Origin of the sequence: Anaerotruncus massiliensis (ex Togo et al. 2026), from assembly GCF_900199635.1 — a bacterium.
Taxonomy (GTDB): domain Bacteria; phylum Bacillota; class Clostridia; order Oscillospirales; family Ruminococcaceae; genus Anaerotruncus; species Anaerotruncus massiliensis.
This window is the reverse complement of the sequence record NZ_LT962687.1, coordinates 2,585,514-2,608,633: the sequence shown is the minus strand read 5'-3', so window position 1 is coordinate 2,608,633 and position 23,120 is coordinate 2,585,514. Positions and strand designations below refer to the sequence as shown.

The 23,120-nt window shown below is 64.6% G+C and carries 20 protein-coding genes; 1 reads left to right on the top strand and 19 read right to left on the bottom strand.

The genetic code is table 11. From position 1 onward, the window contains the following. Positions 1-1,093: 1,093 nt before the first annotated feature. From C1A13_RS12530 to C1A13_RS12485, 10 genes are all read right to left on the bottom strand, one after another. A complete protein-coding gene (locus C1A13_RS12530) occupies positions 1,094-2,086 on the bottom strand; it encodes a ComEC/Rec2 family competence protein (protein WP_101552515.1) in 993 nt (330 codons plus the stop codon). After that, positions 2,083-2,304, bottom strand: coding sequence for a helix-turn-helix domain-containing protein (locus C1A13_RS12525; RefSeq protein ID WP_101552513.1), 222 nt, complete (start codon positions 2,302-2,304; stop codon positions 2,083-2,085). Before C1A13_RS12525 ends, C1A13_RS12530 begins: the two co-directional genes overlap by 4 nt. A gap of 167 nt (positions 2,305-2,471) precedes the next feature. Then, positions 2,472-3,446 carry a carbohydrate kinase family protein gene (locus tag C1A13_RS12520; protein ID WP_101552511.1) on the bottom strand — a complete coding sequence of 325 codons (975 nt, stop codon included), beginning with the start codon at positions 3,444-3,446 and terminating at the stop codon, positions 2,472-2,474. Positions 3,447-3,510: 64 nt separating this feature from the next. After that, a complete protein-coding gene (locus C1A13_RS12515; RefSeq protein ID WP_101552509.1) occupies positions 3,511-4,443 on the bottom strand; it encodes a pseudouridine-5'-phosphate glycosidase in 933 nt (310 codons plus the stop codon). Between the two features lie 31 nt (positions 4,444-4,474). Then, a complete protein-coding gene (locus tag C1A13_RS12510; RefSeq protein ID WP_101552507.1) occupies positions 4,475-5,533 on the bottom strand; it encodes an ABC transporter permease in 1,059 nt (352 codons plus the stop codon). Next, the gene (locus C1A13_RS12505; RefSeq protein ID WP_101552505.1) at positions 5,530-7,062 is read right to left on the bottom strand and encodes an ABC transporter ATP-binding protein; all 1,533 of its coding nucleotides are present in this window, start codon (positions 7,060-7,062) and stop codon (positions 5,530-5,532) included. The genes C1A13_RS12510 and C1A13_RS12505 overlap by 4 nt, the downstream gene beginning before the upstream one ends. 73 nt (positions 7,063-7,135) lie before the next feature. After that, positions 7,136-8,212: a BMP family lipoprotein gene (locus C1A13_RS12500; protein WP_101552503.1), complete on the bottom strand. Its 1,077-nt coding sequence runs from the start codon at positions 8,210-8,212 to the stop codon at positions 7,136-7,138. A gap of 22 nt (positions 8,213-8,234) precedes the next feature. Continuing rightward, positions 8,235-9,029 (bottom strand): SDR family NAD(P)-dependent oxidoreductase, encoded by a 795-nt coding sequence (locus C1A13_RS12495; RefSeq protein ID WP_172439279.1) that lies wholly within the window; start codon positions 9,027-9,029, stop codon positions 8,235-8,237. A 14-nt stretch (positions 9,030-9,043) separates the two neighbouring features. Beyond that, entirely contained in the window at positions 9,044-9,832 is a 789-nt protein-coding gene (locus tag C1A13_RS12490) for an SDR family NAD(P)-dependent oxidoreductase (protein WP_101552501.1), read from the bottom strand. Between the two features lie 20 nt (positions 9,833-9,852). Beyond that, positions 9,853-10,767: an ABC transporter permease gene (locus C1A13_RS12485; RefSeq protein WP_101552500.1), complete on the bottom strand. Its 915-nt coding sequence runs from the start codon at positions 10,765-10,767 to the stop codon at positions 9,853-9,855. 373 nt (positions 10,768-11,140) lie between these two features. Between C1A13_RS12485 and C1A13_RS12480 the strand changes: the two genes are divergently transcribed. Then, on the top strand, positions 11,141-11,890 hold the full coding sequence (locus C1A13_RS12480; RefSeq protein WP_172439278.1) for a DeoR/GlpR family DNA-binding transcription regulator: 750 nt from the start codon (positions 11,141-11,143) through the stop codon (positions 11,888-11,890). An 85-nt stretch (positions 11,891-11,975) separates the two neighbouring features. Here the strand turns inward: C1A13_RS12480 and C1A13_RS12475 are convergent, their stop codons facing one another. The 9 genes from C1A13_RS12475 to C1A13_RS12435 form a co-directional block, all read right to left on the bottom strand. Beyond that, complete coding sequence (locus C1A13_RS12475; RefSeq protein WP_101552496.1) at positions 11,976-13,895, bottom strand: YgiQ family radical SAM protein; 1,920 nt, start codon at positions 13,893-13,895, stop codon at positions 11,976-11,978. Positions 13,896-13,972: 77 nt separating this feature from the next. After that, positions 13,973-16,516: an FtsK/SpoIIIE family DNA translocase gene (locus C1A13_RS12470; protein ID WP_101552494.1), complete on the bottom strand. Its 2,544-nt coding sequence runs from the start codon at positions 16,514-16,516 to the stop codon at positions 13,973-13,975. A gap of 24 nt (positions 16,517-16,540) precedes the next feature. After that, positions 16,541-17,416 carry an undecaprenyl-diphosphate phosphatase gene (locus tag C1A13_RS12465; RefSeq protein ID WP_101552492.1) on the bottom strand — a complete coding sequence of 292 codons (876 nt, stop codon included), beginning with the start codon at positions 17,414-17,416 and terminating at the stop codon, positions 16,541-16,543. Between the two features lie 39 nt (positions 17,417-17,455). Further along, a complete protein-coding gene (locus C1A13_RS12460) occupies positions 17,456-17,656 on the bottom strand; it encodes a YlzJ-like family protein (RefSeq protein ID WP_101552490.1) in 201 nt (66 codons plus the stop codon). Beyond that, positions 17,653-18,408, bottom strand: a complete 756-nt coding sequence (locus C1A13_RS12455) for a ClpP family protease (protein ID WP_101552488.1) — start codon at positions 18,406-18,408, stop codon at positions 17,653-17,655. Before C1A13_RS12455 ends, C1A13_RS12460 begins: the two co-directional genes overlap by 4 nt. Positions 18,409-18,606: 198 nt before the next feature. After that, the gene (locus C1A13_RS12450; protein ID WP_101552486.1) at positions 18,607-19,434 is read right to left on the bottom strand and encodes a TIM barrel protein; all 828 of its coding nucleotides are present in this window, start codon (positions 19,432-19,434) and stop codon (positions 18,607-18,609) included. A 33-nt stretch (positions 19,435-19,467) separates the two neighbouring features. Next, positions 19,468-20,127, bottom strand: coding sequence for a hypothetical protein (locus C1A13_RS12445; RefSeq protein WP_101552484.1), 660 nt, complete (start codon positions 20,125-20,127; stop codon positions 19,468-19,470). A 25-nt stretch (positions 20,128-20,152) separates the two neighbouring features. Further along, entirely contained in the window at positions 20,153-21,670 is a 1,518-nt protein-coding gene (locus C1A13_RS12440) for a xylulokinase (RefSeq protein ID WP_101552482.1), read from the bottom strand. Positions 21,671-21,715: 45 nt separating this feature from the next. Further along, complete coding sequence (locus C1A13_RS12435) at positions 21,716-23,116, bottom strand: class II aldolase/adducin family protein (protein ID WP_101552480.1); 1,401 nt, start codon at positions 23,114-23,116, stop codon at positions 21,716-21,718. Positions 23,117-23,120: the final 4 nt, after the last annotated feature.

The window sequence follows — 23,120 nt, the reverse complement described above, 5'->3', positions numbered from 1 at the left end:
CCCTTGAGAAACCCCCGGGAGTACCTTGCTATAACCCGCAGACTACCGCCGCTCCCCATGGGTACACCAGCTGAAGGCTCAATTCAGGTTGCGGGCGCTCCCAACACAGGAACAGAAGGCTCAGCCACAAAGGAGCGCCGCCCGGTGGGCGGCGCTCCTTTGCGTTTTTGCCGTCGTATCTCCCCGAAAGCATTTCGGGTACGGTTCCGGAGACTCTCGGGCAGAGGCATTGCGCCCGTGGCGCGGCGGCTGGTGGGATGCTATAGGCTCGTTCGCTCATCCGTGGTGGGGCGCCGCCGACTTTGGCCGCAGGCCAACCGGAGGCGGCGCTGGGGTCGCAGGGGATTTGGCCGCAGGCCATCCTTATAGAGAATCCGGCCCACAGGGCCGGGTCCGCGAAGCGGACTCAAGCCGGGGTCGCGGGGCGGAGCGCCCGCGAGCGGCCGTCGCGCGTAGCGCGCTCCGGGCGCAGCCCGGGCAGGCCGCCTAAGCCCCCTGCGGCTTCTTTCCCCCATTTCTTGTCCGTACAAGAAATGGGGCCGCCCGCCGGGGCGGGACCCGACAATCCTCGCCGCCGAAGGCGGCACCTGTAAAGCACCCCGAAGGGACGCGAACAAAAGCCCTCCGCCCGCTGGGAGGAAAAGCCTGAGGGATTGCCGTCGGTCGACCACCGACAAACTGTGCCGCTCGATGAGCGGCAAATCTAAAACCGCCCCGGGGGGGACCCGGCAATCCCCGCCGCCGAAGGCGGCACCTGTAAAGCACCCCGAAGGAGCGCGAACAAAAGCCCTCCGCCCGCTGGGCGGAAAAGCCTGAGGGATTGCCGTCGGTCGACCACCGACAAACTGTGCCGCTCGATGAGCGGCAAATCTAAAACCGCCCCGGGGGGGACCCGGCAATCCCCGCCGCCGAAGGCGGCACCTATCTAAAACCGCCCCGGGGGGGACCCGGCAATCCCCGCCGCCGAAGGCGGCACCTATAAAGCGCCCCGAAGGGGCGCGAACAAAAGCTCTCCCGCCCGCTGGGCGGAAAAGCCTAAGGGGTCGCCGTCGGCCGGCCACCGACAAACTGCGCCGCTCGCCGAGCGGCAAATCTAAGACTTTTCAGTTTGCACGGCAAGCTGTTCCCCGTCCGAAGTGACGACGACGGTGCCGTTGCGGTCGGTGCGGTAAAGGGTGACGCCGCGCTTTTCGAGCCGTTCGAGCACCTCCGGATTCGGATGCCCATAGGTGTTGTCCCAGCCGACGCAGCAGACCGCGACCTCCGGGTCGACGGCGTTCAGCCACTTCTCCTGCGAGGAGGTGTCGCTCCCATGATGCCCGAGCTTAAGCACATCGGCGGAAAGGCCGTCGCCATAGGCCTTGACGAGATCGTTTTCACTCTGCCTGCTGGCGTCGCCGGTGAAGAGGAAGGAGGTCTCGCCGAAGTCGAGACGGCAGACGACGGAATTTTCATTGAGGTCGTCGCGGTATTCGTCCATCGGCCCGAGGACGGTGAGCATCGCACCGCCGCCAAGGTCATATTTGATGCCCGGCTGCGCCTTGGCGACCTTCAAATCCTTGTCGGCGATCGCGTCGAGCAGGCGTTCGTAGGTTTTGGAGGTCGGGGTCAGCGATCTCGGCACCTCCGCGAAAAGGACCTTGCCGATCTCGAACTGGTTTACCACGTCCGCCATGCCGCCGATGTGGTCGGCGTGAGGATGGGTGGCAATCAGCAGGTCGATGCGCTCAACGCCCTGCGCCTTGAGGTAGGCGGTGACCGCATCCCCGCCGCCCACGTCGCCCGCGTCGATCAGCACATTTTGTTCGGGCGTCTGGATGAGCTCGCAGTCGGCCTGCCCCACGTCGACATAGTGGACGGCGAGCTCCCCCTCCGCCCGCGTGACCGCCGCGGGGGAAAGCCCGGCCTTTTCATAGAGGCCGCCAAGCCCGTTCATCACGTCGTCCGTGCCGGGCAGCGGCAGGCCGCTTCCGAGCGCCTCGTTGAGGAGAATCAGGACGAAGAGCGCAGCCAGCACCGCAAGGGCGCTGAACAGGACCTGTTTCAAGGGCAGCGGCCTGCGCTTTTTCCGGCGGGTCCGGCTCATTGGTTCCCCTCCGGCTGATCCTCGTCAAAGACGAGAAGGTCGTTGGGCGTACAGCCGAAAATGACGCACAGGCTCTCAAGAACTTCGTAACGGATGGATTTCGTCTCGTTGTTGAGCATCCGATTCAGGTTTTGTCCGCTCATTCCCAACTGCTTATTGAGCCAATATTTTGTTTTGCCGATCTCCTGGAGCTTTTCCAACGCGGCTAAGCGTAACATACTGAAGCCTCCATGCCATATGTTTTAATATGATGCTAAAACATATGGTATGTATGCATAAAGACTATTGCATTGCACAATGGATACATGCTATCATATGCATAGAAAGACTTCTTCCCACACATGGCAACGGAACGGGGGCCCCGCTATGCGGGACCCCCGTTCCGTTATCCATTGTCCAGTCGGACGATTCGGTTTGCCATCTGTTTGCGGACCCGCTGGTAGAGCGCTTCGGCGCGGCCGAAGGGAACGCCGAGATATTCGGGCACGCCGCGCAGGCCCATGGAGACGGCGGAACCCACCATGCCGCAGACGGCGGCTTCCAGAAGCGGCCTCCCGCGCAGCAGGTTGATGCAGAAGCTCCCGCAGAAGCTGTCGCCCGCGCCGGTGACGTCGATAATTTCATCGTCCCGCGCGCAGGGCGGCACCAGATAGAAGGCGTCCTCCTCCCTGACATGGAGGACGGCGCCCTTCCCGCCCATCTTCAGGACGACGACTTCCGGCCCCATGGCGGCGAGCCTGCGGAGATAGGGCATGTAGTTTTCGACCGGCTGCCCGTAGGGGATCTCCCAGAACTTGGTGAACTCGTCCTCACTCGGGGTGACGACCGTCACCTTTTTGAGGATCTGCTCCCACAGGCCGATATGCCGCTGGAAAAACCACTCGTAATGCGGGTCGAGCTGGACGACGCGCCCCTCCGGCAGGGCGTTCAGCAGGGCGAGGACCTCCCCGGGGGGAAGCGGGGCGATATGAAAGCCCCCGGCGTCGAGGTAGCGGGGCGGGATGTCCCCGGGGGCGGGCGCCGCCTCCATGCGGTTGGCGGAATCGTGGTGCTTGACCCAGTGGCGGTAGCCGTCGAGGTCGTAGAGCAGCCACAGCTTGATGCCCTCCCCCTCCATCACCCGCACCCCCTCGATGTCGAGGCCGGGATGCCGGGCCAGCGGTTCGAGCAGGACGGGGGGCATGGCGGAGGCCCGCCGCGTGACGAGCCCGACTTCCCCGTCCTTCGCCCAGTAGGACGCCCCGGCGGCGGCGTTCATGCCGCCGCCGCCCAGATATCCGAGCTGGAGCCTGCCGTCATAGGTGACGATAAAATCGCGGGTGGTGTGTCCGAACACCGCCAGTTCGATCCTTCCTGCCATGATGACTCCTCATCCGCAGGCGGGGGAGCCGCGTCCGCCCGCCCGCGTTCTTCCACACGTATTTTCAGAGTTCTCCCGCCGAAAGCGCGGCGAGCGCCTTGGCGATTTCGCTTGCAAGGCGGACGTTGTTGTAAACCAGCTGGATGTTGGTGTCGAGGCTGCGCCCCCCGGTGATCTGCTTGACCCGGTCGAGCAGGAAGGGGGTGGAATCCTTGCCGTGGATGCCCTTCTCCTCGGCCTCCCGGACGGCCTGTTCGATGACCGGGTTGATCTCCTCCTGCGGGATTTCATACTGCCTGGGCACGGGATTGCAGACCAGCATGCCGTTGGAGAGCCCCATCTCCTGCTGGAGGTGGAAGATCCGGGCGATGTCGGCGGGGTCGTCCAGCCGGTAATCCGGGCTGTAGGGGCTTTGGGAGGAATAGAAGGCGGGCAGGCGGTCGGAGCGGTAGCTGACGACCGGGACGCCCTTCGTCTCGAGGTATTCGAGGGTGAGCGGGATGTCGAGGATGGCCTTGGGCCCCGCGCAGACGGTCAGCACGGGCGTGCGCGCGATTTCATCGAGGTCGGCGGAGATATCGAAGGATTCCGGCGCGCCGCGGTGGACGCCGCCGAGCCCGCCGGTCGCAAAGATCCGGATGCCCGCCAGATGCGCGATGATCGAGGTCGCCGCGCTGGTGGTCGCGCCGTCCAGCCCGAGGGCGACGGCCGCGCCCATGTCCCGCCGGGAGAGCTTGCGGACCGCGAGGCCGGCCTTGCCCATATAGGTGATCTCATCGCGGTCCATGCCGACGATGATCTCCCCGTGGATGACGCCGATGGTCGCGGGGACGACGCCCTTCTCCCGGATGATCCGGTCCACCTCGAGGGCGGTCTCGACGTTTTGCGGGTAGGGCATGCCGTGGGAGATGATGGTGCTTTCCAGCGCCACCACCGGCCTGTTTTCGGCAAGTGCCGCCTCGACCTCCGGGGAAATCCGCAGATAGGTTTTTTTCATGTGCTTATGGTCCTTTCCTGGTTTGATGATTTCACTGGCCGGAAGCCGCCGCCCGGAATCTTGCGCGGAGCTGCGGCAGCTTCTGTACGGTGATGATGACAATGACGATCCCCATGAGGATTTTGGCCATGGCCTTGGGGACGCCGCCGAACATCTCGATCGCGATGGACCCGCTCGTCATGGCCCCCATAAAGAAGGCGGAGAGGGGCACGAGCGCGGGATTCCCGCCCGCGAGCAGGGAGACGACGATGCCGTCGAAGCCCACGTCGGGGGAGAAGTCGATCATAAACCGCCCGTAATTCCCGAGGATCTCGACCGCGCCGCCCAGTCCCGCGATGGCGCCGCTGACGGCGTAGACGAGCATCTGCCGGCCGCCGACCCGCAGGCCGGAAAACTCGGCGAACCGTTCGTTCGCGCCGATGACCCGGCACTCGTAGCCGATGACGCTCTTCGCGTCGAAAAAGGCGATGACCGCCACCGCGATGAGCGCGATCAGGATCCCGGTGGTGACGTTGGTGCCGCCGATCAGCACGGTCAGGCGGGAGCCCTCCGGGATGTAGGCGGTCGAGCCGCTCTCCCCGAGGGTGCCCGGCTCGTAATAGGGATATCGCACGAGATATTCGGTGAAGAGGGTGGCCACGTAGTTGAGCATGAGCGTGACCACCACGATGCTCGCCCCGAAGCGGATGCTGATGGAGCCGGCGAGCACCGACCAGAGCATCCCGGCGGCCATTCCGGCCAGCATGGCGAGAGGAAGGACCACAAGGCGGGGCGCGCCGGGCAGGGCGAGGCCCACCGCCGTGGCGGCGAAGGCGCCCAGGTAGAGCTGGCCGGCTGCGCCGATGTTGAAGATGCCGCACCGGGAGGAGACCGCGAAGGCGAGCCCGGTGAAGACGAGCGGGGTGGCCCAGCGCAGCGAGCGCGCCAGGTTGTAGACGCCGCCGAACGCGCCCTTGAAGAGGGCGGAATAGATGGTGGCGGGGCTTTTGCCGCTGGCGAGCAGCACCAGCGTATTGAGCGCGAAGGCGCACAGCAGGATGAGCAGGATGCGCGCGAGCCCCCGGAAAAACCGTACCGCTTTTTGATTCATCCCTCCGCCTCCTCGCTTTCCGTGATGCCGAACATCATCCGCCCGAGCTTGTGCTCGTCCGCCTCGGCGCGCAGCAGCTCGCCGGTCTTTCTGCCGCCGTACATGACCATGATCCGGTCGCTGAGCTCCATGACCTCGTCGAGGTCGGCGGAGATGAGCAGCACGGCGTTGCCCGCGTCGCGCATCTCCATGAGCATCCTGCGGATGTACTCCGACGCGCCGATGTCCACCCCGCGGGTCGGCTGGCAGGCGATGATGACGCGGGGCTTCTTGGAGAGCTCGCGCGCCACGACCACCTTCTGCATGTTGCCGCCCGAAAGGTTTTTGCAGGCCTCCTCGGGGGAGGACGCCTTGATCTGATAGTCCGCGATGAGTTTTCGGCTGACCGTCTGCGCCGCCCTCCAGTCTATGACCCCGTGCTTCGAGACGGGCGGACCGTTCCGGATGCTGAGGACGAGGTTGTCGGTGAGGGAGAAGTCAAGGATGAGCCCCTCCTTGACGCGGTCCTGCGGGATGTGCGCGAGCCCCCGTTCAAACCGTTTGCCGACCGGCATGCGGGTGATCTCCTCCCCCTGCATTTCGATGCGGCCCGCAGCGGGGCGGCGGACCCCGATGACCGCCTCGGCCAGCTCGGTCTGCCCGTTGCCCTCCACGCCCGCCACGCCGAGGATCTCCCCCATGCGCAGCTCGAAGGAGAGCCCCCGCACCTCCAGCGTGCCGCGGTCCCCGGGGACCGCGAGGTCCTCGACCGAGAGCGCGACCGGCCCCCGGTCGGTATCCTTGGGCTCGAGCCCCCGGATCTCCCGCCCGATCATCATCTGGGCGAGAAGGCGGGGGGTCACGTCGGATTTGTTCACCGTGTCGACCGACCTCCCCGCCCGCAGGACGGTGATCCGGTCGGAGATCTCCATCACCTCCCGCAGCTTGTGGGAGATGAAGATGACGGTGTGCCCGGCCTGCGAGAGCTTGCGGACGGTGTGGAAGAGCTCCTCGCTCTCCTGCGGGGTGAGCACCGCGGTGGGCTCGTCGAGGATGAGGATTTTCGCCCCGCGGTAGAGCGTCTTGACGATCTCGATCCGCTGCATCAGCCCGACGGTGAGGCTGCTCACCGGCGCGTCCAGCGGGAGGTCGACGTCGAAGTCCCGCCTGATCGCCTCGAGGTGGCGTTCCATCTCGCGGGGCTTCCACAGCACCCGCTGCCCGGGCGGCCGGTGCCCGAGCACGATGTTTTCCGCGACGGTCAGGGAGGGGGAGAGCATAAAATGCTGGTGCACCATCCCGATGCCGTTGGCGATGGCATCCTTGGGGCTGCGCAGCACGAGCGGCTTCCCGCCGAGGCGGATCTCCCCCTCGTCGGGGCGCAGAAGCCCGTAGAGGATATTCATGAGGGTGCTCTTTCCCGCGCCGTTTTCACCGATCAGCGAATGGACCTCGCCCTTTTTCACGCCGAAATGGATGTGGTCGTTGGCGAGCGTCGCGCCGAACCGCTTGGTGATGCCGGAGAGCTCCAGATCGTATTCAGGATTCATCAAAGTCACCTGCCGCATCCCGGTCGCGTGGAACCGGCCGCGCCCAGAGGGCGCGGGCCGGTCCACTGGTGTGTCACTTCTGAATGTTGCGCTCGACCGTCAGCTCGCCGGCCTTGATCTTTTCGGAGACGGCTTCCACGTCGGCCACGCCCTCGTCAAAGGCGGCCTTGTCCTCCGCGCTGAGGTGCTCGGAGATGAGCGGGCTCACGGTGATGCCGATGCCGCCCTCCGCCAGCGTGGAGAAGTGGGTGCCGGGGGAGAAGCTGCCGTTGGCGAATTCACTGACCACCGAGTACATGGCGGGGCCGAACTGGGTCATCGTGTCGGCCAGCACGACCGCGGGGGAAATCTCGTTGTGGGGGGAGGAGTCGCCGATGATGAAGACGCCCTTCTCCTCGCCCGCCTCGATGACGCCCATCGCGGTGGCGGCGCAGTCGGTGATGATCAGGTCGCAGCCCTGGTCGATCAGGCTGATGGCGGCCTCCTTGCCCTTGGCGGGGTCGTCGAACGAGTTCGCGTTGGAGAGGAGCACGTCAAAGTCGGGGTTGACCGATTTTCCGCCCGCCTTGAAGGCGTTGTAGTTGGCGATCAGCGCGCTCTGCTCGGCGCCGATGACGTGCCCGGCCTTGTTCACCTTGGTCATGTGGCCGGCGAGGACGCCGCACAGGTAGTAGCCCTCCCAGGTGGCGAAGTCGACGCAGACCACGTTGTCCATCTCGATCTCCTCGAGCGGGAAGACCATGCAGAATTTGGTGTCGGGAAACTCGGGGGCCACGGCCTTGAGCGCCTCCACCATGGTGGGCATGGCGCAGATGATCATGTCGACCCCCTCGCGCGCGAAGGTGCGGACGACCTCCTCGTGCTGGGAGGGCTCGAGCGCCTCGTAGATGGAGGTGTCGAGGTCGAACTCCCCGGCGGCCTTCTCAAGATTCTGCTTGAGGCTGTCCATCGGCCCGGAGTCGCCGAGACTCTGGGGGATCACCATGACGACGCGGCGTCCGCCGGAAGCGGGGGCGGGTTCCTGGGAGGCGGCCGGGGCGGCCTGCGCGCCGCTGTCGGGAGCGGGGGAGGCGGCCGGACTGCCGCCGCAGCCTGCCAGCAGGGAAAGGGACAGGGTCAAAACGAGCATGAGAGCGAGAGCCTTTTTCATGAGATTCCCTCCTTATTCATCGTCAGAATTTGGTGTTCCCGGCGTCCACGTTGATCGACTGGCCGCGGATCATCGCGGCGGCGGGCGTGCAGAGGAAGGCGACGACCCGGCCGACCTCGACCGGCTGGATCAGCCTGCCGAGCTGGGGCGGGCCCCAGGTCCTTTCGCAGTCGGCGACGGTCACCTTGCCGCCCGTCTGCTGCTCGGTGGCGGCCATGCAGGCCCGGAGCATGGCGGTGTCCACCGCGCCCGGGCAGACCGCGTTGACGTTGATGCCCAGCGGGGCGAAGTTGGAGGCCATGCACTGGGTCATGTTGCTGACCGCCGCCTTGGAGGCGCAGTAGTGCACCTGGTCGTCGTAGGTGACCTTGGCGCCGTTGGAGGAGAGGTTGACGACGTTGCCGCCCTTTCCCGCCCGGCGCAGCCCGTCCGCGAAGAGCTGGGTCATCCGGAAGAGCCCCTTGACGTTGACGCCCAGAATGAAATCCCAGTCCTTGTCCCCGATCTCGAAGATATCCTGCATCAGCGTGACGCCCGCGTTGTTCACGAGGATGTCTGGCACGCCGAGGACCTGGCGCGCGCGTTCCAGCGAGTCCCGCACGGTGTCGGGCTTGGTCACGTCGCAGTAGCTGGCGGCGGCGTCGATCCCCTCCAGCCGGAGCTCCTCGGCCGCCCTGCGCAGGCTCGATTCGTTGATGTCGCAGAGCATGACGGACGCGCCGAGCTGGCCGAGCGCCCGGGCGATGCCGAGGCCGAGCCCGCTGCCGCCGCCCGTGACGATGGCGACGCGGTTTTTGAGGGAGTAATAGTCGTTCATGGAAGCCTCCTTCTCTAGTAGGCCTCGGCGAGCATGACGCCGCCGTCGGCCAGGATGGTCTCTCCCGTCACCCATGCGGAGAGCTCGCTGCAGCAGAAGATGCAGACGTCGGCGATGTCGACGTGCTGCGCGATCCGCCCGAGAGGGGCCCGGCCGCTGTAGCGTTCCCGCCAGCCGGGGACGTTCTGGTCGAGGCCGGGCGCGTCGATAAGCCCGGGCGCGACCGCGTTGACGCGGATGCCGTACTTTCCAAGCTCGAAGGCCATGCAGCGCGTGACCATCTCGAGCCCCGCCTTGGAGGAGCCGTAGACGAGCCCGTCGGCCATCGGCCGGAAGGCGTTGATCGAGAGGATGTTGACGATGGCGCCGCCCGTCCCCTGTCGGATCATCTGGTTGGCGGCGGCCTGCGCGCAGAAGAAGGCGCCCCGCAGGTTGGACTGGTGCATGTCGTCCCATTCGGCCTCGCCCACGGTGAGCAGGTCGTGGTGCGGATAGATGCCCGCGTTGTTGACCAGCATGTCCACCCGGCCGAAGACCTCCGCCGCCTTGGCGATCATCTCCCGGCTCCTGGCGGCGTCCCGCACGTCGGTGCGGATGGCAAGCCCTTTGGCGCCGCGTTTTTCGATCTCCGCCACCACCTCGGCGGCGGGGTGCGCCGGGTCCTCGGTGCGGTAGGTGATCACGACGTTGGCCCCCGTCTCGGCGAACCGCTTTGCGATCCCCGAGCCGAGCCCGGCGCGGCCGCCGGTGACGATCACGGTTTTCCCCGAGAAGTCGAGCATCTTTTGAATTGGTACTGCCATGGAAATCCCCCTTTTTCGGTTTAGTTGTTGGTCGCGGCTGGGTTTGGCTTATGGACGGCGGGCTTTTTCAGGCGCAGGTTGCGCAGAATCAGCACCGCAAGCGTGACGAGATAGGGAATGGTGAGCACGAGCGGCCCGGGGAGGTTCAGGTTCTGGACGCGGAAGGTGACGACCTCCGCGAGCCCGAACACAAAGCTCGCGAGCGCCGCGGCGAAGGGGTTGGCGTGCCCGAAGACGACCGCCGTGTAGGCGAAGAACCCGCGCCCCGCCGTGATGTTCTCGGTGAACATCTTGACGTACCCGAGGGAGAGGTGCACCCCCGCCAGCCCACAGAGCATCCCCGCGAAGACGGAGGCGGCCAGCCGGTAGCGGTAGACGGGGATCCCGGCGGCGGCCGCGGCCTCCGGCTTTTCCCCCACGGCGCGCAGGGAGATGCCGAGGTGGGTGTGGAAGAGCAGGAAGTGGAGGGCCGCGACGAGGAGCAGGGAGACGTAGACCAGCGCGGTGTGGTTGTTGAGCACCTTGTCCAGGAAGGGGACCCGGTCGAACAGGGGGATCGAAATCCGCGGGAGGCCGATGATGCGCGGATTCCCGACCGTCCCGGCGTCCCCGAAGATCATCTTCATCATGTAGGTGGTGGCGCCGATCGCCAGCGTGTTGATGCCGATCGATACGATCGTGGCGTTCGCGCCCATCCGCTCGGTCAGCCAGATGTAGATGAGCCCGCAGACCGCGCCCGCCGTCAGCGCGAAGGCGACCCCCATGAGGGGGGAGGCGGTCAGGTAGACGCCCAGCACGCCGAAAAACGCGCCGAAGAGCATGATGCCCTCGTGTGCGATCGTGAACACCCCGGATTTTTCAAAGACGACGCCGCCCATGGCGGCGAGCAGAATGGGGGCGGCGGTGCGCAGCATGCCAGCCAGAATTTCGAGCATGGTCTTCCCCTCCTTGAAAGGTTTCGCGTGTAACGGCTTTGTGCCCGCAGGCGGAATGTGAAAAAATCTGTTACCGGAATTACCGGCTGCAAGCCCATCTTAACACGGCGTTTTTACGCATTGCAATACGGATGTGGGGGCGGACGGAAAGATTCGGAGAATTGGCCACATGGGGGTCCGGGAGCTTGGGAGAAAACCACATAAAAAATCACAAAATAAATCATTTTGTGATTTTTGTGGGAGAAAACAGGCGCTATATTGACAAAATATTCACATATGCTTGAATTTTCCAACACAATTTGTTATGATTTGGCAAGATCATAACAGGAAGGGATTGCTTCGATTGGACAAAAAACTGTTGCGGATCAACCGGATGACAGAGCTTCTGCAGCAAAGGCGCTCCTCCACGGTCCGGGAGCTGGCCGGAGAACTGAAGGTGTCGGAAATGACCGTCCGCCGGGACCTGGAGGTGCTGATGGACGGCGATATTGTGACCGTCGCGCACGGCCACGTCCTGCTCAAGAACCCCCAAGCCCGGCCGGTCATCGGACCGGACTATGAGTGGGCCTATGAAAACAGCTCCCACTTCGAGGAAAAGGAGCGGATCGCCCGTTTCGCCGCGTCGATGATCGAGCCGGGCGACATGGTCATCCTCGACGTGGGCAGCACGCTCGAGCGCCTGCCCCGTCACATCCCGGCGGACATGGACTTTTCCGCCATGTGCTTCAGCGTCAGCGTCTTCAACCAGCTCCGGCAGAGGCCGAACCGGCGGCTCATCCTGGGGGGCGGGAGCTACCACCACGCCACCGACATGTGCGAATCTCCCGAGAACGTCACGATGGTCAACAACCTCCGCGCCAACAAGGTTTTCCTCTCGGCGGGCGGGGTGCACCGGGAGCTGGGGGTCACCTGCACCTACCAGTACGAGGTGGACCTCAAGCTGGCGGCCATCAGTTCCTCCAAGACGCGCATCCTCGTGACCGATTCCAGCAAGTTCGGCAACGTCCGGGTGGCGTTTTACGCCCACCTGTCCCAGTTCGACGCGATCGTGACGGACACCGGCCTGCCCGAGGACTGGCGGGAGTGGATCGGGGAGGCGGGCATCAAGCTGCACCTGCTCTAGTCGCTCTTTCGCGCAGCAAAAAAAGCGGACATTTTCCGAAGAAAATGTCCGCTTTCCTTATGGAGAAAACGCTCCCGCGTGCCCGCTATCCGGGGCCGCGCCCGCCCGCGGGACGGGCGGGGCGCTTCCCGCGCGGGGACGGCGCGCCGCGCCGCTCCCCCCGGCCCTTCGCGCGGCCGGGCGCCTGGCGGCCCGCCGGTTTTTCCGCCGCCCGGTCGGGCGCGCGCCGGTCGGGCGGGATCAGGCAGTTCGGCCCGTTTCCGACGAGGTCCATCCGGCCGGTGCGCTGGAGCGCGGTGAGCACGGCGCGGCGGTTCTCGGGCTTATAGTACTGGAGCAGCGACCGCTGGAGCCATTTGTCCTCCTGCGAGCGGGGGACGAACACCTCCTTGAGGGTATAGGGGTCGAGCCCGGTATAGAACATGCAGGTGGAGACGGAGCCGGGCGTGGGGTAGAAGTCCTGCACCTGCTCGGGGCGGATGCGGTGCTTTTTGAGGAAGACCGCGAGGTTGACCGCGTCCTTCAGCGTGGAGCCGGGGTGGGAGGAGATGAGGTAGGGGACGAGGTACTGCTCCTTGCCCACCTGTTTGGTGAGGCGGTAGAACCGCTCGGCGAACTTCTCGTAGACCTCGATGTGGGGCTTTCCCATGCAGTCGAGGACGTGGGCGCTCGAATGCTCGGGCGCGACCTTGAGCTGGCCGCTCACATGGTACTGGAGCAGCTCGCGCATGAAGCGGTCGTCCTGTTCGAGCATCATATAGTCGTAGCGCAGGCCGGAGCGGACGAACACCCGTTTGACCCCGGGCAGCCCGCGCAGGCGGCGCAGCAGATGGAGGTATTCGCTGTGATCCACCTCCAGCGCGGGGCAGGGGGTGGGCGCGAGGCATTTGCGCCCGGCGCAGAGGCCCTTGGAGAGCTGCTTTTTGCAGGAGGGACGGCGGAAGTTGGCGGAGGGGCCGCCCACGTCGCTGATGATCCCCTTGAAGCGGGGGTTTTTGAGAAAGCCCTCCGCCTCGGCGACGACCGACTCCTCGCTGCGGCAGGTGACGGCGCGGCCCTGGTGGAAGGCGATCGAGCAGAAGTTGCAGTTGCCGAAGCAGCCGCGGTTGTGCATGATCGAGAACTCGACCTCCTTGATCGCGTCCACGCCCCCCTGCGCCTCGTAGGAGGGGTGGTACATCCGCTCGAAGGGCAGGGCGAACACCGCGTCGAGCTCCTCCGTCGTGAGCGGAGGCATCGGCTCGGTCTGCACGAGGAAGCAGTCGTCCCCCTGCTTCTGGATGATCTTGCGCCCGCGCACCGCGTCCTGTTCCTCAATCTCGGTGCGGGTGGCCTTGGCGTAGGAGAGCTTGTTCTCCTTCACCTTGGCGTAGGAGGCCACCGACACGGCGTCGGCGGGCAGCCCCGGCTGATTGGTGAGGTAGCAGACCCCCTTGCAGCGGATCTCTTGGGCGGGCACACCCTTTTCCAGCTCCCGCGCGATATGCTCCGTCTGCTTTTCCCCCATGCCGAAGATGAGCAGGTCGGCGCGGCTGTCGACCAGAATGGAGGGCATCACCGTGTCCGCCCAGTAGTCGTAGTGGGCGAAGCGGCGCATCGACGCCTCCAGCCCGCCGATGACGATCTGCGCGTCGGGGAAGAGGGCGCGGATCCTGTTGCAGTAGACGGTTGTGGCGCGGTCGGGGCGGCGGCCCGCCTTCCCGCCAGGGGTATAGGCGTCGTCCGAGCGTTTCCGCTTGGCGGCGGTATAGTGCGCGACCATCGAATCGATGTTGCCGCCCGTCACCCACCAGCCGTATTTCGGCGCGCCGAAGCGCAGGTAGTCCGCGTCGGACACCGGCTGGGCGATCATCGCCACCCGGTAGCCGAGCGATTCCAGCAGGCGGGAGACGATCGCGATCCCGAAGCTCGGGTGGTCGACGTAGGCGTCGCCCGTCACGCAGATGAAATCCGGCCGGTCCCATCCGCGTTCGCGCAGTTCCTGTTTGGTCAGCGGTAAAAACATCGTAACGCTCCTCGGCCGCGCGGGGCGGCGGAAATGAGAGATGCCGCCGGGGGCGGCATCTCTGGGACAAATTTTATTTAATCGGCGCGGTTCAGCTTCATTTCGGCCCACCGCTCGGGGGAGATGAGCACCTGGCGCGGCTTGCTGCCCTCGAAGGGGCCGACGATGCCGCGCTGCTCCATCTCGTCGACGATGCGCGCGGCGCGCGCGTAGCCGAGCTTGAGGCGGCGCTGGAGCAGGGAGGTGGAGGCCATCCCCGCCTCGACGACGCATTCGATCGCGGGCAGGAGCATCTCGTCCTCCGCGTCCTCGCCCGCCGCCGCGGAATCGCCGCCGCCGTTTTTGCTCCCCTTGCCGGCGACGACGTGGTTGTCGATCTCGCTGACGATCTCCTCGTCGTACTCGGCGGAGGCGTCGCTCTTGATGAAGGCGATCACGTCCTCGATCTCCTCGTCGGTGACGAAGCACCCCTGCACGCGCACCGGCTTGGCCGCGCCCACGGGGTTGAAGAGCATGTCCCCGCGACCGAGCAGCTTTTCCGCGCCGCCCATGTCGAGGATCGTGCGGCTGTCCACCTGCGACGACACCGCGAAGGCGATGCGGGAGGGGATGTTCGCCTTGATGACGCCGGTGATGACGTCGACCGACGGCCGCTGGGTGGCGATGATGAGGTGCATGCCCGCGGCGCGGGCCATCTGCGCCAGGCGGCAGATGTAGTCCTCCACCTCGGTGGGGGCGGCCATCATGAGGTCGGCGAGCTCGTCGATGATGATGACGATCTGCGGCAGGGTGGTCATCCCCTCGGTGCGGGCGGCGAGGTGGTTGTAGGAACCGAGGTCGCGCACCGAGTTGTCCGCGAAGAGCTTATAGCGCTTGAGCATCTCGGTGACCGCCCACGAGAGGGCGCCCGCCGCCTTTTTCGGATCGGTGACGACCGGCACGAGCAGTTGCGGGATGCCGTTATAGACCCCCAGCTCGACCACCTTGGGGTCGATCATGAGGAAGCGGACCTCCTCGGGGGTGGATTTATAGAGCAGGGACATGATGATCGAGTTGATGCAGACCGACTTGCCCGAGCCGGTGGAGCCGGCGATGAGCAGGTGGGGCATCTTGGAGATGTCCGCCAGCGTCACATTGCCCGCGATGTCGCGGCCGAGCGCGGCGGTGAGCTTGCTCTTGGCGCCCTGGAACTCCTTCGAGTCGATGATCTCGCGGATGGACACCGCGCTGATCACCTTGTTGGGCACCTCGATGCCGACGGCGGCCTTGTTGGGGATGGGGGCCTCGATGCGCACCCCCGCCGAGGCGAGATTGAGCGCGATGTCGTCCGCCAGTCCCGTGATGCGGCTGATCTTGACCCCCGCCGACGGCTGAAGCTCATACCGCGTGACCGCCGGGCCCCGGGAGATGTCCACGATGCGCGTCTGCACGCCGAAGGAGGCGAGCGTGTCCACCAGCCGCTGGGCGTTGGCGCGCATCTCGTCGGTGATGTCCGTCTCGCTCTTGCGGCGGGGTTCCTTGAGCAGCCCGACGTGCGGCTTCACATAGGCGGGGTGCACCGGGATGGTGGATTCCGCCTCCAGCTCCATCTGGATGCCCTCGTCCGGCTTGCCGCGGTCGAGCGGCGGCGCGGGGACGGGGTCCGGCTCAAAGGGCGGCGCGGACTCCGGTTCGGGCGCGGGCTCCGCCTTGAAGGAGAAGCGGCCGGTGTCGGTGGCCGCCTTGCTCACGAGATCGTCGATCGACGGCTGGGGCGCGGGCACGAACTCCATCGCCTCGTCGGCGGGCAGCAGCGAAAAGCCCCCCGCCAGCGCGGGGTCGAAGTCGTCGTCGAGCGGGATGTCAATCGCGGCGGCCTTCGGCCTGGGCGCGGGCGGCGCGCCCGCCTGCGGCACGTCGGAGGTGAGGTCGGGGGCGGCCTTCGCGGTTTTGCGGCCCCGGCGCGGGGTGTCGAGCGGGATGTCGATGGGCGTCTTCGGGGCGGCCTGGGCGCGGGCGGCGCGGCGCTCCTCCTGCTTCTGCATCTGGTCGGCGTAGGTCTCCTCGATCTTTTTGACGGGCTGGTGCGCCGCGCGCGCGAGCCCGATGAGGGTGCCGCCGGTGAGCAGCATCAGGAAGACGAAGATGAGCAGGACGATGACGACCCCCGCGCCCACCTTGCCGAAGAAGTGCAGGAGCGGAAGCCCGGCGATCGCGCCGAAGAGGCCGCCGCTCTTGACCTCGGTGCCGCGCAGGATGCATTCGACGAGCATGTCCAGCAGGTGGTCGCTCTCGGGCAGGCCCATCTGGAAGATCTGCAGCGCGCCGCAGAAGAGGACGACCAGCACGCCGCATTCAAACGCGCGGGCTTTGAAGGGCTTGTCCATCGTGAGCAGCGCGGCTATGTACAGGAGGGTGACGGCGACGAAGATCGCGCCCCACCCGAAGAGGCCGAACATGGCGTTGTGCAGCCAGTTCCAGCCGCTCGAGCCCTTGACCAGGGTGAGCGCGGCGACGAAGATGCCGACCGCAAAGAGGATGATCGCGTGGATCTGCCGCCGCGCGCGCTGCTGGGCGGCGTTTCGTTTGCGGGTGGCTGCGGCGGATTTGCCGCGGGAATTGGATGAGGTTTTGGTGGCCATGATACCCTCCTGAGCAACTGCGGTTTATTTGCCGATGAAGAACTGCTGGATGGGATGCCCTGCGAAGTTGTCGATCACGCCCACGGTGAGCATGACGGCGCCGAGCGCGAGGGTGTACCAGCCGAAATATTTGAGCTTGTTGCCCTTGACGACCCACTGCACCAGCTTGATGGCGAGCACGCCGAAGACGGCCGAGGTGAGAAAGCCGGTGAGGATGACGGGCAGGGGCAGCCCGGACCCCTCGCGGAAGGCGTCGGGCACCTCGAAGATGATCGCGCCGAGCACGGCGGGGATGCCGAGGATGAACGAATAGGTGACGGCGTATTCCCGCTCGAAGCCCCACAGCATCCCGGCCGAGATGGTGGACCCGGAACGGGAGATGCCGGGCATCGTGGCGACCACCTGCGCCACGCCGACCGCGACGGCGTCCTTCGCCTTCATGCTGGAGGCGTTCTTGCGGCCGTGGTCGTGCTTGCAGGCGGTCAGGAGCATGACGCCGGTGAGGAGGAAGCAGAAGCCCTCAACCGTCACGTCGTTGTCGGTGGAAAAGCCCTCGACCCAGTCCTTGATGAGGAACATCACGGTCAGCGGGAGGAGCGAGAGCAGCAGGAAAAGCAGCATCCGCCGGCTGGGGGACATGTTTTTGGCGGAGAAACGCCCGGTGAAGAGGTCCCGCAGCAGGGAAAACGCCTCGAGAATCAGGTCGGCGATGGTGCGGCGGAAGACGATGAACACGGCGATCAGCGTACCCGCGTGGAGCAGGATGGAGAAGAGGAACCCGGTGTCGCCGCTGTTCCCGGTGAAATACTGGAAAAGGGAGAGGTGTCCCGAGCTGGACACGGGGAGAAATTCGGTCAGGCCCTGCAGGACGCCCTGCAGAAACGCCTCCAACACGCTCATGGCAGACTCCTTTATGTAGGGCGCGGCGCGCCCTCCGGCTTATTTTGACAGTTGGCCCCCCGGCGCGTACCGGGGGTCGAGGTAGAGCCTGGGATCGGTGGAAATCAGCCGGGAAACGGTAAATTTTCCGTCGATATTTACTCCTTGTATATAACTGTTATGCAGCTCCTGGTATTCGTATGCGGCGTTTTCACCGCCCGGGAAGATCTGCTCGGGCGGGATGATCGTGTGCAGGATCATGACGCTTCCTCCCGCCCCTCGATCATCGCGTAGAGCGACTCGATCACGTCGGACACGCCGCCGAGCGCGTCGATGAGCCCCTCGTCGACCGCCGACTGCCCGTCGAGCACGGTGCCCACGTCCATGACGAGCTCGTCCTTGTTCATCATGAGCTGGCGGAACCGCTCGGGGGTGATGTTCGAGTTGTCGGTGACGAATTTGACGATCCGCTCCTGCATCTTGTCGAAGTAGGAGAGGGTCTGCGGCACACCGAGCACCAGCCCGTTCATCCGCACCGGATGGACCGTCATCGTGGCGGACGGCACGATGAAGCTCTTGCGCGCGCTCACCGCGAGCGGCACGCCGATCGAGTGGCCGCCGCCGAGCACGAGGGAGACGGTGGGCTTCTTCATCCCCGACAGCAGCTCGGCGATCGCGAGGCCCGCCTCCACGTCGCCGCCCACCGTGTTGAGGATGATAACCAGCCCCTCGATGTCGGGGTCCTGCTCCACCGCCAGCAGCTGGGGGATGACATGCTCGTATTTGGTCGTCTTGTTGGTCGCGGGCAGGATGTAGTGCCCCTCGATCTGCCCGATGATCGTCAGGCAGTGGATCGTGTGCTTGCCCTTGCCCGTCGTGATGCCGCCGGTACGCTCGATCTGTTCGGTCTGCGCCTGCGAGCCGGTCTCCTGTTCGTCGGATTCGGCCTCGTCCTGCTTTTCGTTGTTTTGGGGGGCGTTCTGCCGGGTTTCCTCATCGTCAAACGCTTTCACAATCGGTACCTCCTTCAGAATGGTAACGACTGTAGCATTGACCGTTCTTCATCGGAAAATGCGGCAAAACATACAACTTTATTATAACATTACAGGGCAGAATGTCAAACGAACAAGCGCGAAAAAAAGAAGCCGCCGCGCGTTTGCGCGGCGGCCGGGGATGTGGTTATGCATATCTGCAAACGAAGGCCCGGGATACTACTCCAATTCTGACAGAAGCCGGCGGAGGGCGCGGATTTCGCGGCCCGCATAAATTTCGGGCTCCCGCGCCCCACAGGACAGAAGCTCAATGCTCAGCCAGCCATCATAGTGGTAGCGACGGATCAGATCCAAAAGCTCCCGCATGTCCAATACGCCGGTGCCGATCCCCATGTGGGTCTGGTCGATGCCGTTGCTGTCCACAAAGTGGATATAGTCGAGCTTGTCGCCCAGCTTTTCAAAGTGTTCATAATAGGGCTCGTAGTTGATGAGGGGGGTGACGGTGTCAAGCATGGATTTCACGCGGTCGCTGTTCAGATCCTCGATCAGCTCCACCAGGTCGTCCAGCAAAAAGATGGTGTTGCTCTCCATGGGGGTCAACGCCTCGATGATGATATCGACGCCGACCTTCTCCGCGTGCGCGACGACCGGAAGAAAGACGCTGCGGATGTTCTTCATGTTTTCCCGCCGGGTCGTGCCAAAGCCGGCGTGTCCGCTGTTGATCAAAACACGTGGAATGCCAAGCGCCCGGGCGACCTCCAGACCTCTTTTGAGGTAGACGACGGTTTCCTCCCGTTCCACGGGATCGGGAGAGGAGACGTTGTAGGGGTAGCTGGTGACTTCAGGCAGATAGATGGGGATATCGACCCGGTAACGCTCCTTGAGGCGCAGGATCTGATCGATCCGTTCGGGCGTCATGTCGTACGCATATGCATGCGGGCGCCCGCCCCACAGCTCGATTCCGTCATACCCCAGCGAGGAGGCGATTTGAAAGGCCTTTTCCAGAGGATGCCTGGCAAAGAGCGGGGATGTCGTTGCGATCTTCATGGTGATTTCCTCCGCAGCCGGACGGGCCGGCTCTTATTTTTTCAGATAGGAGACGACGGCTTCGATCTGTTCGGAAAAGGTCCCGCCGAACTTCCCCTCGAAAAACGCGCCGCCGACGGTGAACGTCCACGGGCCGGCTTTTTTGATCAGGTCCAGCCGCTCATAGCTGTCGATGCTCCCGACGATGCTGACGGGCTTGTCCATCGCGTGCACCAGCCCGGTGATCAGTGCGGGCGCGTCGCCGACATAGCGGAAGCCGGACAGGTTGATGCCGTATACGCCCTGCGCACTGACTTCCCGTGCGTGGGCAATGATCTCGTCGATTTCCCCATAGAGCCGGTGATCCCTCCGTTTGCCCACGAAGGGGAGGTAACGCAGACCGTTCTCAGAGGCGAGCTGCTGGATTTTCGGGAAAAAGTTCGTCCCCGTAAAATAGTCGAAACCGCAGCTGATTGCGAGCCGGGCGCTTTGCAGCCCCTCTTCCTCGGTATAGGCGAGGGATTCCAAAAAGACGGTTTTCCCTTCACGCTTCATACACTGGACAAGCTCGCGCATTTCCCGCTCAGGCAGACCGATGTCCTTGAATCCCCAAAAGTCTGCGGGGGCGTCTTTTGCCTCGAGAAAAATGTCCATGGCGTTGGGCACGGTGATGTCGTGGTGTGTGAGCATGACGGTTAAATGCGGACCTTCCATTGCGTCGTCTTCCTTCCTTCTTTCCTTACAGCTGGGAGGTGATCCCCCGGAGCTGCGCGGTAAGCAGCTTGTATCGCCTGAGCAGGTCGTCGTAGGGGGCGCGGTTTTCCGGGGCGGGCAGATACCGTTCCCGTTCCCGGGCGATCCGCAGGGAAATCTCCTGCACGGAGGGCCACAGCTTCGCGCCGGCGCCCGCCAGAAGCGCGGCCCCCAGGCAGGCGGCGTCCTCGGTGTTCTGCATGGTCAACAGGGGCCTGCCGAGCATGTCCGCCTTGATTTGGCACCAAAGGGGGCTTTGCGCACCGCCGCTGAGCGACCGGATTTCCGTCACGGGAATCCCCATCTCCTCCACAGCTTCCACGATGCGGCAGAGAGAGGCCGCGACCGCCTCAAGGTAGGCGCGGATGATGTGCGCCTTGGTGTGATTGAGACCGAGACCGTAGATCAGGCATTTTGCGGCGATATCGGTGTCGGGCGGACCGGCCCCCTGGAAATGAGGCAGCACCGTCAACCCCTCGCTTCCTGGCGGGATGGCCGCGGCCTCCATGTCCATGAGCGCATAGGCGCTCCGGCCGAGCAGCCGCCCCACGGCGGACTCCTCCGCGCACAGGACGTCGCGCAGCCATTTCAGAGCGATTCCGCCGCTTGAGAAGCCATGGATCATGTACATGCCGGGAATCGCCGTGTAAAAGCAGGAGAGCCTGCGGTGCGGATCGATGGCGGGGCGCTCGGTCAGGGTGCAGACGACCATGGCAGCCCCAGTGCTTTCCGACAGGATGCCCGGCCGGGCGTTTCCCACGCCCAGCGCGCCGCACGACTGATCCAGACCGCCCATGACGAGAAGGATCTCTTCCGAAAGCCCGAGCTCGGCGGCGACCTCCGGCAGGATTGCCGGGAGCGGCGTGCCCGACTCTACGATTTTTGGAAGCTGCTCCCGCCGCACGCCCAGCTCCCGCAGCATGGGCTCCCAATAGTCCCTGGTGCGGATGTCCCACATATGGGTGGAGCACCAGAGGGAACCCTCGCCGAAGGTCTCTCCGCATAGACGGAAAAAGAACCAGTCCTCCAGCAGCAGGATTTTGCCGAGGCGTTCAAAGAGCGCGGGACGGTTGCGTTTGAACCACAGCACCTTGCAGCCGGGAGAAAGCGGGATCACGTCGGTCTGCCCGGTGGCGCGGTGGATTTCATCCGGGTCGAAGCGGCCCGCGAGGAACCGGGCCTCCTCCTGCGCGCGGTTGTCCATCCAGACGATGGCGCGGGAGAGCGGCCTCCCGGCTTCATCGAGGAACACCATGGTTTCCCCCTGCGCGGAGACGCTCAGGGCGAGAATTTCCCGGCCGGACAGGCGCGACTCCACCAAAACCTCCCGCAGGCCGGCCTTGAAGGCATCCCAATAGACGGACACCTCCTGCTCCACCACGAAATGAGATTCGGTGATGAGCCGGTACTCCTGCGTGGAGGAGCAGATCTTCCGGGCCTGGGAATCGAACAGGCCGACCTTGACCGCGGTGGTCCCGAGGTCCACGCCGAGCAGGTATTTCATTTCAGGAATCCCCCGATCACAGACAAATTTTCTGAAAAGGGCGGCTTACTTCGCCCACTCCTCCGCGACATCCTCGGGGTTGACGGTCTGGAGGCCGCCGAGCAGGGTGGCGAACAGCGCCTTCTGGGCGATGCATTCGAGGAAACGGGCGTTGGTAAACGCTTCGTCGAGGGTGCGCCCGACCGTTACCGCGCCGTGGTTGCGCATGAGGACGGCGTTGTTTTTGCCGAGCGCGCTGACGATTTCCTCCCCCAGCTCGTCGGAACCCGCTTTGCCGTATCCGGCGCAGACGACCTCGCCGGCGCCGAGGTGCGCGTATTGCTCGGCAAGCACGAAGGGGATGTTTTTGCCGCAGATGGCGAAGACGGAGGACCAGGCGGCGTGGGTATGCACCACCGCGTTGACGTCGGGACGGGCCCGAAGGATCGCAAGATGCATCGGCATCTCGATGGTGGGGCGGGACCAGGTGGTCATGCGATTGCCTTCCATGTCCACGACGGCCATGTCGCAGGCGTGGTATTCGCCGAGATTTTTGTAGCCGATTTCGATCGGCGAGGCGGAGATATACACCAGTCCCGTTTCCGGATCGCGAACGCTGATGTCCCCGTTGTCGCCGGAGGGGGAGAACCCAAGCTCGTAAAGCATCCGGGTCCCACGCGCGGCCTCCTCCCGGTACAGATCCTTAATTCCGAGCCTGCGGTCGTTTTCCGACTGTTCCTCCCGATACGCCGTTTCACGCGCGGCCAGTTCCCGATACATCTGATAAACTTTTTCCCGATCCAATTTTTGACCCTCCTGTCTTTGTAGGCCGACTCCGGCCGGTTTGCATGCCGTGACGATCCCCTCGATGAGCAGGCAGGCGGCCGCCGCGCCCGGATCGACCAGGCCGATTGTTTTTTCCCGGAATACGGCGGCTTTTCCGTGCTGGCTCATCAGCGCGCGTGTGTTTTCCAGGCTGATTTTTGCCTGCGTCAGCCCGGCCTGCGCGCGCTTCCAGATGTCCGGGCTGTCGCACCCCTCCACGGCGCGGGCGGCCGGGAAAAGCACGTCCAGCAGCGTCTTTTCTCCCTCTCCGGCGTTTCCCCGTTCGGCCGCGGCTTCCGCCATACTGCGGAAAAGCAGGGCGAAGCCTGTCCCGTCGAGCTGTTCGCGGCCGGATAGGGCTTTCCCCGCGCCGAGCAGGGCGGAACCGAGCAGCGTCCCCATCGTGGAGGGAGCCGCCCGGATGATGGAGAGGCCGACCTTCGTAAAAAACATGCCGAGATCGGAATCGGCGATGCTCTCGGCAGTGTCGGCGGCCGCGGAAAATCCGCGGACCATCGTCAGTCCGAGATCTCCGTCCCCGATTTTACTGTCCAGTTCGATCAGGGAATCCCGGTTTTCCTTCATAAGCGCATAGACGCGTTTCATTGCATCGACCGCGTGCTTCTTTGTGAATTCGATCATAGTT

What these genes read in the sequence shown, in the direction of transcription:
- C1A13_RS12530 (WP_101552515.1), bottom strand. Translation starts at nt 2,086, where the DNA reads ATGAGCCGGACCCGCCGGAAAAAGCGCAGGCCGCTGCCCTTGAAACAG.
- C1A13_RS12525 (WP_101552513.1), bottom strand. Translation starts at nt 2,304, where the DNA reads ATGTTACGCTTAGCCGCGTTGGAAAAGCTCCAGGAGATCGGCAAAACA.
- C1A13_RS12520 (WP_101552511.1), bottom strand. Translation starts at nt 3,446, where the DNA reads ATGGCAGGAAGGATCGAACTGGCGGTGTTCGGACACACCACCCGCGAT.
- C1A13_RS12515 (WP_101552509.1), bottom strand. Translation starts at nt 4,443, where the DNA reads ATGAAAAAAACCTATCTGCGGATTTCCCCGGAGGTCGAGGCGGCACTT.
- C1A13_RS12510 (WP_101552507.1), bottom strand. Translation starts at nt 5,533, where the DNA reads ATGAATCAAAAAGCGGTACGGTTTTTCCGGGGGCTCGCGCGCATCCTG.
- C1A13_RS12505 (WP_101552505.1), bottom strand. Translation starts at nt 7,062, where the DNA reads ATGAATCCTGAATACGATCTGGAGCTCTCCGGCATCACCAAGCGGTTC.
- C1A13_RS12500 (WP_101552503.1), bottom strand. Translation starts at nt 8,212, where the DNA reads ATGAAAAAGGCTCTCGCTCTCATGCTCGTTTTGACCCTGTCCCTTTCC.
- C1A13_RS12495 (WP_172439279.1), bottom strand. Translation starts at nt 9,029, where the DNA reads ATGAACGACTATTACTCCCTCAAAAACCGCGTCGCCATCGTCACGGGC.
- C1A13_RS12490 (WP_101552501.1), bottom strand. Translation starts at nt 9,832, where the DNA reads ATGGCAGTACCAATTCAAAAGATGCTCGACTTCTCGGGGAAAACCGTG.
- C1A13_RS12485 (WP_101552500.1), bottom strand. Translation starts at nt 10,767, where the DNA reads ATGCTCGAAATTCTGGCTGGCATGCTGCGCACCGCCGCCCCCATTCTG.
- C1A13_RS12480 (WP_172439278.1), top strand. Translation starts at nt 11,141, where the DNA reads ATGACAGAGCTTCTGCAGCAAAGGCGCTCCTCCACGGTCCGGGAGCTG.
- C1A13_RS12475 (WP_101552496.1), bottom strand. Translation starts at nt 13,895, where the DNA reads ATGTTTTTACCGCTGACCAAACAGGAACTGCGCGAACGCGGATGGGAC.
- C1A13_RS12470 (WP_101552494.1), bottom strand. Translation starts at nt 16,516, where the DNA reads ATGGCCACCAAAACCTCATCCAATTCCCGCGGCAAATCCGCCGCAGCC.
- C1A13_RS12465 (WP_101552492.1), bottom strand. Translation starts at nt 17,416, where the DNA reads ATGAGCGTGTTGGAGGCGTTTCTGCAGGGCGTCCTGCAGGGCCTGACC.
- C1A13_RS12460 (WP_101552490.1), bottom strand. Translation starts at nt 17,656, where the DNA reads ATGATCCTGCACACGATCATCCCGCCCGAGCAGATCTTCCCGGGCGGT.
- C1A13_RS12450 (WP_101552486.1), bottom strand. Translation starts at nt 19,434, where the DNA reads ATGAAGATCGCAACGACATCCCCGCTCTTTGCCAGGCATCCTCTGGAA.
- C1A13_RS12445 (WP_101552484.1), bottom strand. Translation starts at nt 20,127, where the DNA reads ATGGAAGGTCCGCATTTAACCGTCATGCTCACACACCACGACATCACC.
- C1A13_RS12440 (WP_101552482.1), bottom strand. Translation starts at nt 21,670, where the DNA reads ATGAAATACCTGCTCGGCGTGGACCTCGGGACCACCGCGGTCAAGGTC.
- C1A13_RS12435 (WP_101552480.1), bottom strand. Translation starts at nt 23,116, where the DNA reads ATGATCGAATTCACAAAGAAGCACGCGGTCGATGCAATGAAACGCGTC.